The organism is Mycetocola sp. JXN-3 (assembly GCF_014522285.1).
Classification (GTDB): Bacteria; Actinomycetota; Actinomycetes; order Actinomycetales; family Microbacteriaceae; genus Mycetocola; species Mycetocola saprophilus.
The window spans coordinates 3,342,371-3,359,802 of record NZ_CP041635.1 but is presented as its reverse complement, the minus strand read 5'-3'; the positions used below and the strand labels follow the sequence as shown (position 1 = coordinate 3,359,802).

General features: G+C 67.8%; 16 protein-coding genes. 11 read left to right on the top strand and 5 right to left on the bottom strand.

Going from position 1 to position 17,432, the window contains the following annotated elements:
* Positions 1 to 44: 44 nt before the first annotated feature.
* Positions 45 to 458, bottom strand: a complete 414-nt coding sequence (locus C7C57_RS15230) for an NUDIX domain-containing protein (protein ID WP_030149487.1) — start codon at positions 456 to 458, stop codon at positions 45 to 47.
* 109 nt (positions 459 to 567) lie between these two features.
* Between C7C57_RS15230 and C7C57_RS15225 the strand changes: the two genes are divergently transcribed.
* The 6 genes from C7C57_RS15225 to C7C57_RS15200 all read left to right on the top strand — a co-directional run bounded on the left by C7C57_RS15225 (position 568) and on the right by C7C57_RS15200 (position 5,949).
* Positions 568 to 1,950 (top strand): glycine--tRNA ligase, encoded by a 1,383-nt coding sequence (locus C7C57_RS15225; protein ID WP_030149488.1) that lies wholly within the window; start codon positions 568 to 570, stop codon positions 1,948 to 1,950.
* Positions 1,951 to 2,093: 143 nt separating this feature from the next.
* On the top strand, positions 2,094 to 2,474 hold the full coding sequence (locus C7C57_RS15220) for a hypothetical protein (RefSeq protein WP_187977056.1): 381 nt from the start codon (positions 2,094 to 2,096) through the stop codon (positions 2,472 to 2,474).
* Positions 2,467 to 2,865 (top strand): phage holin family protein, encoded by a 399-nt coding sequence (locus C7C57_RS15215; protein ID WP_030149490.1) that lies wholly within the window; start codon positions 2,467 to 2,469, stop codon positions 2,863 to 2,865. Before C7C57_RS15220 ends, C7C57_RS15215 begins: the two co-directional genes overlap by 8 nt.
* Positions 2,852 to 3,088 (top strand): DUF3618 domain-containing protein, encoded by a 237-nt coding sequence (locus tag C7C57_RS15210; protein WP_030149491.1) that lies wholly within the window; start codon positions 2,852 to 2,854, stop codon positions 3,086 to 3,088. Before C7C57_RS15215 ends, C7C57_RS15210 begins: the two co-directional genes overlap by 14 nt.
* A gap of 171 nt (positions 3,089 to 3,259) precedes the next feature.
* Positions 3,260 to 4,042, top strand: a complete 783-nt coding sequence (locus tag C7C57_RS15205; protein WP_030149492.1) for a uroporphyrinogen-III synthase — start codon at positions 3,260 to 3,262, stop codon at positions 4,040 to 4,042.
* Positions 4,043 to 4,131: 89 nt separating this feature from the next.
* Positions 4,132 to 5,949 carry a hypothetical protein gene (locus C7C57_RS15200; RefSeq protein WP_187977055.1) on the top strand — a complete coding sequence of 606 codons (1,818 nt, stop codon included), beginning with the start codon at positions 4,132 to 4,134 and terminating at the stop codon, positions 5,947 to 5,949.
* 65 nt (positions 5,950 to 6,014) lie between these two features.
* Here the strand turns inward: C7C57_RS15200 and C7C57_RS15195 are convergent, their stop codons facing one another.
* The 3 genes from C7C57_RS15195 to C7C57_RS15185 all read right to left on the bottom strand — a co-directional run bounded on the left by C7C57_RS15195 (position 6,015) and on the right by C7C57_RS15185 (position 8,983).
* Entirely contained in the window at positions 6,015 to 7,004 is a 990-nt protein-coding gene (locus C7C57_RS15195; RefSeq protein ID WP_187977054.1) for an MDR family oxidoreductase, read from the bottom strand.
* 120 nt (positions 7,005 to 7,124) lie between these two features.
* Complete coding sequence (locus C7C57_RS15190; protein WP_030149495.1) at positions 7,125 to 8,084, bottom strand: L-lactate dehydrogenase; 960 nt, start codon at positions 8,082 to 8,084, stop codon at positions 7,125 to 7,127.
* Positions 8,081 to 8,983, bottom strand: coding sequence for a rhodanese-related sulfurtransferase (locus C7C57_RS15185; protein WP_187977053.1), 903 nt, complete (start codon positions 8,981 to 8,983; stop codon positions 8,081 to 8,083). The genes C7C57_RS15190 and C7C57_RS15185 overlap by 4 nt, the downstream gene beginning before the upstream one ends.
* Before the next feature lie 205 nt (positions 8,984 to 9,188).
* On the opposite strand from C7C57_RS15185, the gene C7C57_RS15180 reads away from it, so the two are divergent.
* The 4 genes from C7C57_RS15180 to C7C57_RS15165 all read left to right on the top strand — a co-directional run bounded on the left by C7C57_RS15180 (position 9,189) and on the right by C7C57_RS15165 (position 15,340).
* The gene (locus tag C7C57_RS15180; RefSeq protein ID WP_187977052.1) at positions 9,189 to 9,995 is read left to right on the top strand and encodes an enoyl-CoA hydratase/isomerase family protein; all 807 of its coding nucleotides are present in this window, start codon (positions 9,189 to 9,191) and stop codon (positions 9,993 to 9,995) included.
* On the top strand, positions 9,992 to 10,819 hold the full coding sequence (locus tag C7C57_RS15175; protein WP_187977051.1) for an NAD(P)-dependent oxidoreductase: 828 nt from the start codon (positions 9,992 to 9,994) through the stop codon (positions 10,817 to 10,819). The genes C7C57_RS15180 and C7C57_RS15175 overlap by 4 nt, the downstream gene beginning before the upstream one ends.
* Before the next feature lie 6 nt (positions 10,820 to 10,825).
* Positions 10,826 to 11,407, top strand: coding sequence for a thioesterase family protein (locus tag C7C57_RS15170; RefSeq protein ID WP_187977050.1), 582 nt, complete (start codon positions 10,826 to 10,828; stop codon positions 11,405 to 11,407).
* Between the two features lie 189 nt (positions 11,408 to 11,596).
* Positions 11,597 to 15,340 carry a proline dehydrogenase family protein gene (locus C7C57_RS15165; RefSeq protein ID WP_187977049.1) on the top strand — a complete coding sequence of 1,248 codons (3,744 nt, stop codon included), beginning with the start codon at positions 11,597 to 11,599 and terminating at the stop codon, positions 15,338 to 15,340.
* Between the two features lie 138 nt (positions 15,341 to 15,478).
* Here C7C57_RS15165 and C7C57_RS15160 read toward each other — a convergent pair whose 3' ends face one another.
* Positions 15,479 to 15,847, bottom strand: a complete 369-nt coding sequence (locus C7C57_RS15160) for a GntR family transcriptional regulator (protein WP_187977048.1) — start codon at positions 15,845 to 15,847, stop codon at positions 15,479 to 15,481.
* Between the two features lie 96 nt (positions 15,848 to 15,943).
* Here C7C57_RS15160 and C7C57_RS15155 point away from each other — a divergent pair, with 96 nt between their 5' ends.
* Positions 15,944 to 17,431, top strand: a complete 1,488-nt coding sequence (locus tag C7C57_RS15155; RefSeq protein WP_187977047.1) for a glycosyltransferase family 39 protein — start codon at positions 15,944 to 15,946, stop codon at positions 17,429 to 17,431.
* Position 17,432 lies beyond the last annotated feature (1 nt).

Below are 17,432 nucleotides of genomic sequence, written 5' to 3'. Positions count from 1 at the left end.
CATGTTAGCCGGGACTTCGTGGAGTTCCCAGTGCGCCCGGATCGCTAGTCGATCAGGCCGTCCCGGTGCAGAACGTGCAGCAGATCCGCCCCGGCGGGCGGGCAGCGGTCGGCATCGGCCAGGCGCACCCAGTGCAGCTCGCTCACCTCGGCGCTGGGGACCGGCTCGTCCAGCAGCTCGCCGCTGAAGATGGTCATCGCGACCAGGCGACCCTCGGGTTCCCCGTGTGCCTGCAACGCCAGCCGGTGATAGATCGCCAGCGAATCCGGGTCGACCCGGGCGCCGACCTCCTCAAAAACCTCACGAATCACCGCGTCCCGCGGGGTCTCACCCGAATCGATCTTGCCGCCGGGCAGAAAATAGACGTCCCGGCCCCGCGCGGTGACCATCAGCAGGCGGCGGTGGCGGACCAGCGCGAAGGCGGCAACCTGAATATCGGGGAGTGTGGGGTGACTCATGGCATCAATCCTAGAACGGCAGCGGACACCGGCCCGGAAAGTGGGTAAACTTAGGCCCTAATGCCCGGCACCCGGTCGGGTTATCTTTCAGCACACTTCAGGAGCCACCGTGGCAGCCAGCCGTCTCGATAAAGTCATCGCCCTCGCCCGTCATCGCGGATTTGTCTTTCAGGCCGGTGAAATCTACGGCGGATCCCGCTCCGCCTGGGACTACGGCCCCCTCGGTGTGGCCCTCAAGGAGAACATCAAGCGTCAGTGGTGGAAGTCCATGGTTCAGGGACGCTCCGACGTGGTGGGCCTCGACTCCTCGGTGATCCTGCCCCGTAAGGTGTGGGAGGCCTCGGGCCACGTTGAGGTCTTCTCCGACCCGCTGGTCGAGTGCACTTCGTGCCACAAGCGCTTCCGCGCCGACCACCTGGAGGAGGAGTTCGAGGAGAAGAAGGGCCGCGCCCCCGAGAACGGGCTGGACGACATCGCCTGCCCGAACTGTGGCACCCGTCACGCCTGGACCGAGCCCAAGGCCTTCTCCGGCCTGCTGAAGACGACCCTCGGCCCGGTTGAGGACGAGTCCGGCATGCACTATCTGCGTCCCGAGACCGCCCAGGGTATCTTCGTGAACTTCGCCAACGTGCTGCAGGCCTCGCGCCAGAAGCCGCCGTTTGGTATCGGCCAGATCGGTAAGTCGTTCCGTAACGAGATCACCCCCGGTAACTTCATCTTCCGCACCCGCGAGTTCGAGCAGATGGAGCTGGAGTTCTTCGTGGAGCCCGGCACCGATGAAGAGTGGCACGAGTACTGGTTGAACGAGCGCATGAACTGGTACACCGGCCTGGGCATCAAGGCCGAGAACCTGCGCTTCTTCGAGCACCCCAAGGAAAAGCTCTCGCACTACGCCAAGCGCACCGTGGACGTGGAGTACCGCTTCGGATTCTCCGGCAGCGAATGGGGCGAGCTGGAAGGTGTGGCCAACCGCACCGACTTCGACCTCAAGACCCACTCCGAGGCCTCGGGCAAGGATCTGTCCTTCTTCGACCAGCCCAAGAACGAGCGCTGGATCCCCTACGTGATCGAGCCCGCGGCAGGTCTGACCCGCTCGCTGATGGCCTTCCTGGTGGACGCCTATGACGAGGAGGAGGTCCCCAACGCCAAGGGCGGTGTGGACACCCGCACCGTGCTGCGTCTGGACCCGCGCCTGGCCCCGGTCAAGGTCGCGATCCTGCCGCTGAGCCGCAACGAGGCCCTCTCGCCGCTGGCTCGCGAGGTGGCCGCCGAGCTGCGCGAAACCTGGAACGTGGACTTCGATGACGCCGGTGCAATCGGTCGTCGCTACCGTCGCCAGGACGAGATCGGTACCCCGTACTGCGTGACCGTGGACTTCGACTCGCTCGAGGACAAGGCCGTGACCGTGCGTAACCGCGACACCATGGAGCAGGAGCGCATCGCGATCGCCGACCTGTACCTGTACTTCGCCGAGCGCCTGCGCGGCGCCTAGTCCTCACCAACAAAACACCGCTTCATTCCCCAACGGGAATGGAGCGGTGTTTTGTTTCCAAAAGTCTTTTGAGACATTCTTCCCGACGTATCCGCAACCACGCGCTACGCTGGTGAGTATCGAATCGAGCAGAGGGAGACACGATGCGAGGCAAGATACTCTTCGTTACCGGACTGGCCGCGGGCTACGTCCTGGGGACCCGTGCGGGCCGTGCGCGCTACGAACAGATTAAGAGCGGGTGGCTGAGCGTCTGGAACGCCGCCCCCGTGCAGAACCAGGTGGAGAAGGTGGAGACCTTCACCAAGGCGCGGCTGAGCGAGATCCCGGGTCTGCTGCTGACCGGTGTTAAGAAGGTGGCCTCGGCGATCGCCCCCGAGGAGTCTGCTCCCGAGACTCCCGCGGCGAAAAATCCGGCCGCCGCCACGAGCGCGCAGCCCGCCACCAAAAAGCCGGCCGCAAAGAAGGCCGCGTCGAGCAAGAGCACCGCCAAGAGCTCCACCAAGAAGTCGGCCGAGAATGAGTGAGCCCACTAAGCGCTCCCTGATCGGCCTGATCTCGGACCTGCCCGGACAGATCGTTGACCTGATTAAGGCCGAGATCGAGCAGCTCAAGGTCAAGGCGATCCACGTGGGGAAGAACGCGGGGATCGGGGCGGTCTTCGTGATCGTCGCGCTGATCTTTGTGTTCTTCGCGGTGGGAACCCTGGTGGCCGTGATCATCCTGGCCCTGGCCCTGGTAATGCCCGCGTGGCTGGCGGCGCTGATTGTTTTTGTCCTGTTCCTGCTTACGGCCGGAGTCTTCGGACTGCTGGGCTGGCGCTCATTCAAGCGCATCAGCGATGAGCAGGGTCCGATTGAGGGTGTGCGTCGAGACATCGATGCGCTGAAGGGAACCGGGGATTATGACCGTCGATAAGACTCCCGAGGAGGCGCGCGCGGAGCTGGTGGCCACGCTGAACGCCCTGGAAGACAAGCTCAACGTGCCCAAGCGCGTGGGTGGCGCGGTGAACCGCGGCAAGAAGAAGCTCAAGGAATTCAGCACCGAGAACCCCGGCGGCGCACTGGGCGTGGCCGCGGCCGCAACCGTGACCGTGGGCCTGGCCGCCTGGGGTATCGTGCGGGCGCTTTCCCGGCGCTAAAACCGCGGGTTTACTCGGCGTTTTGCGACGGGTAACCCCGGGCGATTTCGGATCCGGCCGGAACCGGACGATGATGGTAGTGTGAGGTTCGTTTTCCTCCCCGAGCCGTGCCACCCGATTGGGCGTGCGCGCGCGCCAATAAGTTTGACGAAGGTAGCAACGAGTTTTCCGATGAGCACTGCAGGATCTTCCTCCAAGCCGTTGACCGGCTGGCGGATTCTGGTGCCCCGGGGTGGCCCCTGGGGTGACGGAGTCGCCGCCGAACTGCGCCGTCGAGGCGCCACCCCGGTCATCGCGCCGATGGTGAACTTTGCCCCGACCGACAACCCCGAGGCGCTGGCCAGCGCCCTGGAATCGCTTCAGGCCGGCGCATTCGACTGGCTGACGCTGACCAGCGCCACCACCGTGGATGTGCTCTATGCCCACCGGGTGCGGGTGCCCGCACACACCAAGATCGCCGTTGTCGGCGAGACCACCGCGGCCGCCGCCCAGGCGGCCGGCTTTGTGGTCACCCTGGTTCCCGCCGAGGACAACTCGGCCACCGGCATGGCCCGCGAGCTGCTCGCGCGTGAACCCGAACCGCGCCGCTTCCTCACCCTGCGCGCCGCCAATGCCGAACCCGTGTTGACCCGTGGCCTGGTGGCCGCCGGACACAACGTGGAATCGGTCATGGCCTATCGCACGGTGGGCGAGCCGGTCTCGGAGAAGGTGATTGCCGATGTCCGCAGTGGCCGCATTAACGCCCTCCTGGTGACCTCGGGCAGCATCGCCGATCAGGTGGCCACGCAGTTTGGGGAGATCCCGGACTCAACCCTGATCGCCGCCATCGGCCCACGCACGGCCGGCGACGCGGCGGCCGTGGGCCTGCGGGTTGACCTGGTGGCCGGCGAACAGACGGTTGCCGCGCTGCTGGATGCCGTGGTCACCGCCGCCGAGGACGGACACGGCGTTTAGATCGCTGTGGTAATTCTCCAGCCGGGGAGTTATCACTTTGTGAGGTGTCTTCGGCCCTTTTTTCAGGTGAAAGGGGCAAACTAGAGGGTATGGCTAGCCTTCTCCTGCACCCCGATCGACTGGAAGTGAAACTGACGGCGGCGGAAAAGGCCCTGGCGCTGCGCAAAGATAACGTGGTGATCCCGCGTGACGCGATCCGAACGGCCTCAATCACCGAGGATCCGTGGGTCTGGCTCCGTGGCATTCGCTCGCCCGGTTGGTATGTTCCGCTCACCATGGCTGTGGGCCGGTGGAAATTTAACGGCGGCATGGACTTCCTGGTGATCCGCGGCAGCCGTCCCACCATCGTGTTTGAGCTTGAGGACGCCGAATACTCGCGCGTGGTGGTCACCACCAAGCATGCGGCGGCACTGGTCGCGGCCCTGGGCCTGGACGACGGCGATGCCGCGCGTGCCCGGCGCAAGAGCGCCGCCGCGCTGGAAGCCGAGAAGCGGATCGAGGCAACCCGGGCTACCGAGGCCGACATCGTGGCGCTGCTGGAATCCGATATCGAGGTGAACCCTCGCACGGTGACCGGTGTGCGTCCCGCGCTGGTGCGCAAGCTGATCGAGCGTAAGGCGGAGGGTGTAGACCTGCGCGCCGTGCTCGAGGAGGAACACGCCGCCCGCAAGGCCGAGGCAGAGCGGATCGCCGCCGAGCGTGAGGCCGCCCGCAAGGCCGCCAAGAACCCGTTGGCTCGGGTGACCCCGATCCGCAAGCGTGCCCCGAAAAAGGCCGACCCGGACGCGACTCCGGCGGCCAAGGCCAAGCCTGCCGCCGCGAGTAAGTCCGCGGCTGCGAGTAGGCCTGCCTCGGCGAGCAAAACCACGGCTAAGCCTGCCGCCGCCAAGCCCGCCGCGAGCAAGGCCGCGGAAACCAAGGCTGCCGCGAGTAAGCCTGCGGAGACCAAGCCCGCCGCCGCTAAGCCCGCAGAAACCAAGGCTGCCGCGAGTAAATCTGCGGAGACCAAGGCTGCCGCGAGCAAGCCTGCCGCAAGTAAATCTGCCGCGAGTAAATCTGCAGAGACGAAGCCTGCCGCGACCAAACCGGCGGCGACCAAGCCCGCCGCAAGCAAGGCCGCGGAAAAGGCTCCGGCGGAAAACCCGGCTGCTGCGAAGTCCTCGACCACGAAGACTCCCGCGGCCAAGGCACCCGCCGCCGCGAAGGCCGCGACCGCACCGGCGGCGAAGTCCACCCCGGCCAAGCCCGCAGCGCGTAAGGCTGAGGACGGGACCGAGACCGCGGCTCCGGATTCGGCTGCGCCCGCGAAGACCTCCGCTACAAAGCCCGCCACCGCGAAGCCTGCCACCGCGAAGCCGGCTGCCGAGAAGACCACCGAGGCGAAACCGGCTGCCGCGAAGGCTCCCGCCACGAAACCGTCGGCGGCCAAGCCCTCGGCGAGCACGGTTTCGGCTTCCGAGACTCCGGCCACCAAGACCTCGGCGGCGAAGACCCCGGCCGCGAAAGAGTCGGAGATCACGGCACCTGCCGCCAAGTCGTCTGCGGCAAAGACTTCGGAGGCAAAGACTCCGGCGGCTAAGCCTGCGGCGACCAAGTCCTCGGCGGCGAAGACCTCCCCGGCGAAGTCTGCCCCCGCAAAGGCCGCTCACGCCAAGTCTGCCCCCGCGAAGGCCGCCCCCGCTAAATCTGCGCCGGCAAAAACCGCCTCGACTTCCGAGCCGAAGCCCGCCACCGCGTCGGGATCAACCGCCAAGGCCACCCCCGCAGCCAAAACCACGCCCGCCTCGAAGCAGGCCCCGGCGGCAAAGGCCACCCCGGCGGCAAAGTCCGCCCCGGCCGCCAAGAAGCCCGTCGCGAAGAAACCGGCCGCGGGCACCGAAGAGCCCGAGGCCGACGCTCAGAAGTAAGTGGTCCACAAGAAAAACGAGGCGAAACCCCACCAGGGGGTTTCGCCTCGTTTTGTCGGAACGCGCTAGGCGTCCACGTCTACCACCGTGCGCCCGCGCAGCTCGCCGCGCAGAATCGCGGCTCCCGAGGCGCCCACATCGGCCATCGGAATGCTGCGAGTCAGCGAGTCAAGCAGATCGAGGTTGAGGTCCCGGGCCAGCCGCTGCCAGGCGCGCTCGCGCAGCTCCCGCGGCGCAAATACGGAGTTGATCCCGATCAGGTGCACCCCGCGCAGAATAAAGGGCAGCACGGTACCGGGAAGATCGGGTCCCTGGGCGAGCCCACACACGGTGGCCAGTCCGCGATAGTTCAGCCGAGCCAGCGCGTTGACCAGGGTGTGGCTTCCCACCGAATCCACCACCGCCGCAAACTCCTGCTTCTGCAGCGGGCGTCCGGGCTCGGAGAGCTCGGAGCGGGGGATGATCCGGTCGGCACCGAGGTTGCGCAGGTAGTTGGACGCGGTGTCCACCCGTCCGCTGGCGGCCACGACCTCGTAGCCGAGCTCGGCCAGCAGCGCGATCGCGATACTGCCCACCCCGCCGGCGGCACCGGTCACCAGCACCGGACCGGCACCGGGCTCCAGCCCGGCATCCTCGAGCGCCAGCACCGACAGCATCGCGGTGAATCCGGCGGTGCCGATCGCCGCGGCCCGGAAGTTGCTGATCTGCTGCGGAACCGAGATCAGATCGGCCCCATTGACCCGCGCAAACTGCGATAGCCCGCCGTGCCGAGTCTCGCCGAGCCCGGCACCGTTGAGGAGGACGCGTTCGCCGGGCTGCCAGAGATCCAGGTCGGATTCGACGATGAACCCCACCAGGTCGATTCCCGGAATCATCGGATACTCCTTCAGGATTCCGGGTCGTCGCTCCAGCGCGAGCCCGTCCTTAAAGTTGATTCCCGAAAACTCGATTCGGACAAGGGTGTCGCCCTCGCCGAGCTGGTCGGTGGTGGTGTCTCGAAGTTCGGCACTCTCGGCGGAGACCCACCAGGCATGAAACGATTCGGATGCACTCATACCTCCACCCTAGCCAGTCGCCCTCGGTCCCGACAGGGGTGGCTGGGTCGGGGTGGGCCCCCACGCAACATGCCCGGCCACTTCGCGAGGAGGTGACCGGGCATGCGGAGCGGGGGAACGCTAGTGGGTGTCGATACCCAGCGCCCGAATGCTCTGGTTCAGTGCGTCCGCCGAGGCGCGGAAGTGGGCGGCCTCGGAGTCGTTCATCGGCACATCCAGCACCCGTTCCACGCCGTGCTTGCCCACCACCACCGGCACGCTCAGGGCAACCCCGTCCACGCCGTTATAGTCATTCAGCACGGTGCTCACGGTGAGAACCGCCTTCTCATCGCGTAGGATCGCCTCGACGATCCGGGCACCGGAGAGACCGATCGCATAGTTGGTGGCACCCTTACCGGCGATGACCTTATAGGCCGAACCGACAACCTCCTCATGCAGGCGGGCGCGCTCGGTCGAGTCGAAGACCAGTTTGCCGGTCTCATCGGTCCACTCCAGCAGCGGGGTCGGGCCGATCTTGGCCTGGGACCACAGCGGGAACTCGCTATCGCCGTGTTCGCCGATGATCGCCGCATGCACGCTGGCCGCCGAGACCCCGGCCCGCTCGGCGATCAGCCAGCGCAGGCGTGCCGAGTCCAGCAGGGTGCCCGAGGAGAGGATGCGTCCGGGCGGGAGATCCACGATGCCCTGGGCCGCCACCGTCAGCACATCACACGGGTTGGTCACCAGGATAAAGACCGCGCGCGGGGCGAGCTCCACCAGCTTGGGGAGCAGGTCACCCAGGATGCGGGCGTTGGTTCCGGCCAGATCCAGGCGGGTCTGGCCGGGCTGCTGCTTGGCGCCGGCGGTGATGACAACCACCTTGGCGCCGGCCACGGCCTCGATATCGCCGCCGCCGGTGATCTTTCCGGCCCCGGTAAACGGGGTTCCGTGGGCCAGGTCGAGAACCTCGGCCTCGGCCTTGGCGCGGTCCATGTCGTAGAGCACGATCTCGCGTGCGGATCCCCGAATCAGGGCGGCATAGGCGAGGGAGGAGCCCACGCTGCCGGCACCGATGATGGCGAGCTTAGAATTTTCGATCATGCGAGTACTCCGGCGTGGGTGGGACAGTGGACGGGGGCTTCGGTGTGCGAGTCGCAGGCGACCAGCTGCGCGCGGCAGCTGGGATCCTCACAGTTGCGCATCTCCGAGGTTGCGGTTTCGCACACCACGCAGTGGCCGATGCGGGCCGCTCCGGGGGCGAAGTCGATCGATCCGCGGGCATCGAACACGTAGAGTGAGCCCTCCCACAGGCCGTCGTTTCCAAACTGCTCGCCGTAGCGCACGATGCCGCCCTCGAGCTGGTACACCTCGGTGAATCCGCGGTTCTTCATCAGGCCCGACAGCACCTCGCAGCGGATGCCGCCGGTGCAGTAGGTCACGATGGGGGTGTCCTTGAGGTGGTCATAGCGACCCGATTCCAGCTCGTCCACAAACTGACGGGTGTTGCTGACATCGGGAACGATCGCGTTTTTGAAGCGCCCGATCTCGGCCTCGAAGGCGTTACGGCCGTCGAAGAAGACGGTGTCCTGGTGTTCCGCCACAAAATCGTGCAGTTGGTCCGGGGCGATGCGTCCGCCACCGCCCTGAATGCCCTCGGCGGTCACGGTGAGCTCTCCCGGGGCGCCGAAGGACACGATTTCCTCGCGCACCTTGACACTCAGCTTGGGGAAGTCCAGGCTCTGGCCGTGTTCGTCCAGGCCCGTGCCGTCGGACCACTTGACGTCGAGGTTTTTGAACGCCGGGTACTCGCGGGTCGCGCGCAGATAGCGCTTAACCGCGCCGATCTCTCCACCCACGGTGCCGTTCATGCCGTCCTTGGACAGCAGAATTCGCCCGCGCAGCCCGAGGGATGCGGCCAGGTCGCGCTGCCAGAGGCGGATCGCGTCGGGGTCGGGGAGGGGGGTGAAGACGTAGTAGAGCAGGATCTTCGTTTGGGCCATGATTCCAGTTTAGTCGGGCGTACCGGACCGTCCGCCGAGTGCCTTGTAGGAAGCGCACAAGCGTGCATCGGGGTTGGTTGGGGACGCTCGCCGATTGTGCACAATCTCCGTGGGCTTCGTGGTCGGGCGGTCTATGCTCGGGGCATCCACTGATCGCAACGAAGCCATCGCATGCGCACCCGGGAGGGGCGCTCAGGAGGTCGCAATGACGCAGCACCACAACGATCCGATTCGGCTGGAGGTGGCCGAGGGCATTGCCCGGATCACCCTTAACCGCCCCGAGAGGCTGGGGGCCATCAACCGGGCGGCCGCGCTGGCCTGGCGCGAAATCGCCGGGGAGGTCGCGGGCAGGGGAGACGTGCAGGCGATCATCCTCGACTCGATCGGTCCGGCCTTCTGCGCCGGCGGAGACGTCCTGGAATTTGCCACGCTGGCGCGTGAGGGCGGGACCACCATCGCCGAGCTGGCCGATGTGATCCACGACGGTCATCGGCTGCTGATCTCCGCCCCGATCCCCATCGTGACCGCCGTCCAGGGGGCCGTGGCCGGGGGAGGCCTCGGGTTCATGCTGGTCGGGGACTACGTGGTGGCCTCGGAAAAGGCCCGTTTTGTCTCCAGGTATGCGGATATCGGGCTCACGCCCGACTGTGGGGTGAGCACGCTGCTGCCCGAGGCCATCGGGATGCGCCGGGCGCTGGAGATGGTGCTGACCGACCGCAGCCTGGACGCCGAAACCGCCCGGGACTGGGGTCTGATCAACGAGGTGGTTCCCGCCGAGGACCTGGCATCCCGGGCCGAGGCCGTGGCCGCCCACTGGGTGTCCGGGGCCAGCCTGGCGTTCGGCCAGGCCAAACGTCTGCTGCGCACGAGCGTGGGTCGAGACTTCCAGGCGGGGCTGGACGATGAGGCCACCACGATCGGCGACGCCTTCTCCCGCACCGAGTCCGCCGAGCGGATCGCCGCCTTTGCCGCCCGTTCCCATGCCAAAACCGCACCGAAGGAGTCCGCATGACCCGCACCCTCACAAACCGCACCATCCTGATGTCCGGCGGAAGCCGCGGGATCGGCCTGGCCATCGCGCTGCGCGCCGCCGCCGACGGCGCCAATATCGTCCTGTTGGCCAAGACCGACACCCCGCACCCGGCCCTGGAGGGCACGATTCATACCGCCGCCGAGCAGATCCGGGCGGCCGGCGGACGGGCGCTCGCCGTGGTGGGGGATGTGCGCAACGATGAGGACGTGGAGCGCGCGGTGGCCGCGGCGGTGGCCGAGTTCGGGGGGATCGATATCGTCCTCAACAACGCCTCGGTTATCACCCTGGCCGGCAGCCAGGACCTCAGCCCCAAGCGCTACGACCTGATGCAGGACGTGAATACCCGGGGCACCTTCATGCTCAGCCGCGCGGCGATCCCCGCGCTTCTTGAGTCCTCGAACCCCCATATCCTCTCGTTGTCCCCGCCCATCAATCTGGATCCCAAGTGGTTGGGTCCGCACATCGGCTACACGCTGGCCAAGTACGGGATGTCGCTGGCGACCCTGGGGTTTGCCGCCGAGTTTGCCGGGCAGGGGGTGGCCGCCAATACGCTGTGGCCGCGCACCACGATCCAGACCGCCGCCGTCAGCAACGTGCTGGGAGGCGAGGAGCTGATGCGTCGCAGTCGCACCCCGGAGATCTACGCGGACGCCGCCTACCTGGTGCTGACCAGTGACGCGCGTGAGCTGACCGGCCGCTCGCTGATCGTCGAGGATGTGCTGGCCGATCACGGCATCACCGACCTGGAAAAGTATGCCCCCGGGGTGGACCCCGCGGACCTCTTCCCCGATATCTTCCTCTAGGACCCCATGCACCTCATCTTTCGCACCCTGCTGGTGATGCGGGCAGCCCGGCGCGGCCTGGCGCGCGGGAAAACCCTCGGTCACCACGACGTGGGTCGGATTCGGCTGCGCACCCTGCTCACCGATCTCGACATCCTGCGCCACATGAATAACGGCGTCTACCTGTCGATCTTCGACCTGGGTCGACTGGATCTGATGATTCGCTCGGGCATGTGGGCGGTCATGGAGAACAACGGGTGGTACGCGGTGGTGGTGAACCAGACGGTTTCGTATCGTCGCTCGTTGACCCTGGGGCAGCGTTTCACGGTCGAGACCCGGATCATCGGCACCGATGAGGAGGCGGGGTATATCGAACACCGCATCGTCGTGGATGGCCAGGTATATACCCGGGCGCTCATGCGGGCCCGTTTCATTCGGCGGAGCGGGGGAACGGTCACCCCGGCCGAGTTCATGGCGGCCACCGGAATGGCCGAGGCCGCCGAGCCGCTGCCCGAGTGGATCGCCGACTGGCGCGACGCGGTCGCGTTGCCCCGCTCGCGGGCCGATGCGCCGAGCACCTGGCCCGGGGACTGGCCCGGGCCCGCGTAACGGGTGCGGCCCGGTGGGGTTGCCTGGAAGCCGCGTGGAAACCGTGGGGGTATTCCTCATGCCATCCGATCCGGCGAGGGTGATGGGTGCGAGTGCGTTGTCCGGGGGTTGCCTGGAAGAACCGTGGAAACTCCGGGGCGTCCGTCGTGCCGCCCGATCCCCGCGCTCCCAAGGGCGTAGTCTCGGGGTATGGCCGATCGCACCCCCGCCACCGACACCGACTACGACCGTCTCGCACGAGAGTCCGTAGCCCTTGCCCGGGAATGGGTGCTGCGTGCTGCAAACGCCCCGATCCGTCCCGAGGCCGCGCGCGCCGAGGCGTTGCATGGTGACCCCGGTGCGCTGGCCCTGGTCACCCACCTGCTGGATGACGTGGTGCGCCCCGAGGGCGGTTTTGTTGCCGGTGCCGCGCTCGCCGCGCTGAACGTGCCGACCCCCGCGGGCCCCCCGGTTCCGGCCCAGCCGGCCGGGACCGATGCGGCCCCCGTGGTGGAACCCGTCCCCTCGCTGACCACCCGCCAGCGCACGGCCCTGCGGGTGGGTGCGCTGCTGGGACCGGGGCTGCCCGCGTTAACCCTCCCCAGCGTGCGCAAGCTCACCCGCGAACTTACCGAGCACCTGGTGATCGAGGCCCCCGATGCCGAGCTGCGCGAGAGGTTTGCGGCGATCCGCACCCAGGGCGTTCAGCTGGGGGCGCTGCCGATGGGTGCCGCGGTCCTGGGGGATGACGGTGCCGCCCGTGCCCTGGACCGCCTCTCGGCGCTGGCCCACCGCGACGACGTGGACCGCGTGAGCGTGCGCGTGGGTGACCTGATCACCGATGCCTCCCCGTGGGCCTTCGACCCGGCTCTCGAGACGATTACCGGCCGAGTTGCGGCACTGATCTCCTCGGCAACCCGCACCGCCGGCACCCTGGTGGAGCTGGTGGTAGAGGACTATCGCGAGCTGGATCTCACCCAGGCGGTGGTGATCCGTCTGCTTGCCGACCCGGCCCTGCGTGCCTACCCGCTGAGCATCGCCCTGCCGGTCTCGCTCCCGGACGTGCTGGAGAGCGTGACCGCGCTCTCGGATCACGCGAGTGCCCGGGTGGCGGCCGGCGGAGCGCCGCTGGGCATCCGGCTGAGCGCGGGCGACCGGGTTCCGGATGAGCGGGTCACCGCGACCCTCACCGGCTGGCCCGTGGCCGCCTACCCCACCGTGCAGGAGGCCGAGGCCAACCTCTTCCGCGTGCTCTCCTGGGTGTGCACCCCCGAGCGGATGCACGCGCTGCGGGTGTGCGTCTCGGTCCCGAACCTGTTTGATCTGGCCTTCACCCTGCTGCTGGCCGCCGAGCGCGGCGTGAGTGACGCGCTGGAATACGCGCTGCCGCTGGGCGTGCTGCCGCGCTATACCGGTCTGCTGCAGACGGTCCTGGGCCGCCTGACGCTGCTGACGCCGGTGGTGGCCGAGAAGCACCTCGCGGATGCGGGGGAGTACCTGGTGCGCACGCTGCGTGAGTTCGAGGATGACGGCTTCCTGGGGGCCTCGAGCCACCTGGTTGCCGATCCGGTCCTGCTGGATCGCGAAACCGAGCGTTTCCGTGCGGCCGTGCGTCAGCTGCGCACCGAGCGTCGTCACCTGCCCGAGCCGCGCCGCACCCAGAATCGCGAGAGCGAGTGGAGCGTGGAGCCGCGGGCGGAGAGCGTCCAGCTGATCACCGATCAGCCCGAAACCCCCGACTCCTTTAACCTTCCCACCGAGGCGCTGACCCGGACCCCGGTGGAGGAGGCAGGCATGACCGAGCAGGTCTTGCGCCTGTCCCGGCACGCCCAGCCCGAGTCACCGTTCGACTCGGTTCGGATCTTCGACTCGACCACGATCGCCCCCACCGTGCAGACGGCCCATGGCGCTCCCGGCTTCGGCCTGGCTCCGGACACCGACCCGTCCCTGGCGGCCAACCGGGCGTGGGCGAACCGGATTCGTGCGCGTGCACTCGAGAGCACCCTGGGGACCGAGACCAGCGAGGCCGCGACGATCCGGAACCCCGAGGAAATCGCGGTGGTGCTGGCCGATGCCGCCCGCGCCGCCTCCACCGTGGTATTGCGGGCCGCTGCCGACCGGGCGGCGCTGAGCCGGCGGATCGGCTTCGCGCTCGCCGCCAACCGCGACCGCCTGCTGGAAATCGCCGTGCACGAGACCGGCACCCTGCTGCCCGATGCCGACCGCGAAGTCAGCGATGCGATCGATCTCGCCCACTACTACGCCGCCACGGCTCGGGAACTCGACACCCTGCGCGGGGCACGGTTCGCCGCCCCGGGCGTGATTTTGGTGGCCGGGTTCTCGGCGTCCCCGATCGCCGATCCCGCGGCCGGGGTCATCGCCGCGCTCGCCGTGGGGGCGGTGGTGGTGCTGCATCCGGCCGCGCACGCCCGTCGTAGCGCCGCGGTGCTGGCCGAAAGCCTGTGGGAGGCCGGGGTTTCCCGCGATCAGCTGCGCCTGGTCACCATCACCGATGCGGAGACCGAGCGCGCGCTGGTCATTCACCCGGTGATTTCCCGCGTCCTGCTGCGCGGCGATCACGCCGCCGCCGAGCGGTACCTCGGCTGGAAGCCCGATCTCGATCTGCGCGCCGAACTTCCGGGTAAAAACACCATTATCGTGATGCCCAGTGCCGACCTGGACCAGGCCGTTGCGCAGATCGTGAGTGACGCGTTTGGCCGCGCCGGTCAGCTGCGTGAGTCCGCCAGCCTGGTGGTTGTCGTGGGCTCGGCCGCGCGGAGCGAGCACTTCCGACACCAGCTGGTGGATGCCACCAGCTCGCTCGTCTCGGGTGCCACCGAGAGCGCCGCCACGACCCTGGCACCCCTGGCCAGCCCGGCCACCCCCGTTCTTGCCACGGCGCTCGCGGATCTGCCCGGCGCCCAGAGCTGGCTGCTGGAGCCCCTCCCTCTGCCAGAAGATGGCCGGAACTGGCGTCCCGGGATCCGCGAGGGCATCGAAAACGGTGCCGAGTTCCAGCGTCAGATCATTCAGGGACCCACCCTGGGCATCATGCGGGCCACCACCCTGCGTGAGGCGCTGCGCTACGTCAACGCCACCGGTGGCGGACGCCAGGCCGCGCTGCACACCCGCGACGCCGAGGACCTGTCCGAGTGGCTGGAGCGGATCGACGCCGGATCGCTGCATGTGAACCGCCCGATGACGGACCTGCGTGTGCAGCGTCAGCCCGGTGCCGCCCACGGTGCCGCCCGCCGCGGCCCGGGTGCCGCGCCCGGTGGCCCCAACCACCTGATCGCGCTGGGCGACTGGGTACCCGACGCCGGAACCTCCAGCTCCACGCTGCACCTGCGCGGCCTCGACTCCCGAATCCGCGGACTCATCGAGGCGGCCCAGCCCACGCTGAGCTATGACCGTTTCGACCTGCTGCGCCGCGCAGCGCTGTCGGACGCGATCGCCTGGGGCACCGGTTATGGCGCGGTCCAGGACGCCTCCGAACTCGGGATCGAACGCAACCTGCTGCGCTACCGCAGCGTTCCGGTCGCGATTCGGGCCGGGGAGAATGCCGAACTGGGCGAGGTTCTGCGGGTGATTATCGCCGCAATGCGGGCCAAATCGGCGTTTACCGTGAGTCTCGCGGCGGGTGTTCCCGCCGGGGTGCGGCAGGCGCTGGGTGGCCTGGGTGTCGTGATGTCGATCGAGAGCGATGCCGAGTGGATCGTCCGATACCTCGGTGCGGACACCCCACCCTCCCGGGTGCGACTGGTGGGACCGCTGCGTGCCGACCTGCGAACCGAGCTGATCCGCGTCGCCGGCACCGCCGCCCCCTCCGTCTATGCCGGTGAGGTGACCGCCTCGGGTCGGGTGGAGCTGCTGCACTACCTGCGCGAGCAGTCCATCTCGATTGCGGCGCATCGCTTCGGACGCCCCGACAACTGGAGCGACGACATCCTCTAACCCTCGGCCGCCGCATGCGTCGAGACGTCTGGAGCGACGGCATCTTCTAACCTGCGGCCGCCGCATGCTTCGAGACCTCTGGAGCGACGGCATCTTCTAACCTGCGGCCGCCGCATGCTTCGAGACCGCCGGAGCTCCCTAGTGCTCGGCGGCTAGCTGTGCCAGCGCGGCGTCGAAGGTCTCACGCACCTGCGCGTCGGTGACCCCCAGCTGACGCGCCCGGGTCACCAGCTCGTGGGTGAGTAGTTCGATCTGCTGGCGCGAGGAATCCCCGGCGGCGGCAATCACCGACCCCGAGCGTCCACGGGTCTCGATGATCCCATCCTCTTCGAGCCGGCGGTACGCCTTGGCCACGGTCCCCGCGGCCACCTGAAGCTCGGCCGCCAGCCCGCGCACAGTGGGAATCCGAGTCCCGGCGGGCAGACTGCCATCCAGGGTTCCGGCCACGATCTGCGCACGGATCTGCTCGAACGGAGGGGTCGGGTCCTGCGGGTCGATTCGCACCATGCCGAAAGCCTAGCCGGTGGCCGCGCCGCGCGGGGGAATCCGCCGTACAGTGCCCTCCCAGTCATGATCCTCGACAATGGAACAATGGGGACCGTTATGCCTGCCACGTTAGCGCGCGTTCCGCGCACCGTTTTTGCCCTCACCGTGGGCGTGATCACCGCACTCATCAGCATGATCGGCTCCGCCGGCGCCAGCTACTGGGGGGATGAGGCCGCGAGCGTCATGTCCGCGACCCGTCCGCTGCACACCCTCTGGCCCGTGCTGGGCAACGTGGACGCGGTCCACGGCCTGTACTACGTGTTCCTGCACGGCTGGATCGACATCTTTGGTGCCAGCGAGTTCTCCACCCGCTTCCCCTCCGCCCTGGCGGTGGGTGCGGCGGCCACCGGTCTGGTTTTGCTTGTGTGGCGGATGCACGGTCCGCGGCTGGCCATCGCCGCGGGGCTGATCTTCGCGATCCTGCCCCGCGTCACCAATATCGGCAGCGAGGCGCGCGGATACGCGATCGCCGTCGCCGGTGTGGTGTGGGTGGTGTACGGGCTGGTGTGCCTGCTGGAATCCTCCAAGAAGCACCGCGGACTGTGGTGGCTGTGGGCCGTGGGCCTGGCCATCACCTCCACCATGTTTATGTACTCGCTGCTGATCCTCCCGGTGGTGGGACTCTGGCTGCTGCTGGATCCCGCCCGCGGTGCGCGCCTCTGGCGCACCGTGCGCTACGGAGCCCTGGCCGCCGCGCTCAGCCTGCCCATCATCGTGATCGGCTATCTCGAGCGTGGCCAGATCGAGTTCCTCGGCAACCGTCCCCCCGGGGTCAACGGCGTGCTGGTGACCCAGTGGTTTGGCAACATCAACCTGGCGATTATCGCCTGGGCCCTGATCCTCGTGGCCATCGTCAACATCGTCCTGCGGATGGTCGCCAAGGCGGACGTACGCCTGCCGTTGCTGGCCCTGATCTGGACCGTGCTGCCCCCGGTCATCCTGGCCCTAATCAGCATTTTCTCCCCGAGCTACTCGCAGCGTTACCTGAGCATGTGCACCCCAGCCGTGGCGATCCTGATCGCCTGGGGGATCCGCTCCATCGCGGTACGCCTGCAGCCCAAACTGTTCGGGCAGATCCTCGGGGTGGCCCTGGTACTGTCCCTGGCGGTCACCGGATACTCCTCGTACGCCGCGCAGCGCGGGCCCAATGGCAAGGACGGCAGCGACCTGCGCCAGATCGCCGAAACCATCGGTGCCCAGGCGAAGCCGGGAGATGCCGTGGTGTTCAACGGCGATATTCGTCCCTCGCGTAAGCCCCGACTGGCGCTGCGGCTCTACCCCGAGGACTTCACCGGAATCCTGGACCCGGGTCTGAAGAAGTCCTATGTGAACACCGCACACCTGTGGGACGAAACCTACGACGCGGACAAGACCACGGTCCCCGCGGGGGTCGACACCGTCTGGTACGTCATCAGCGGCTCGGATAAAACCAAGCGCGAAAAGGCCGATCTGACCCACCTCAAGGAGCAGGGTTTTGACGTGGTGGACAAGACCACGCTCAAGCGCAGCTGGGTCCTGCAGCTGGAGCGCGCCGACGCACAATAGG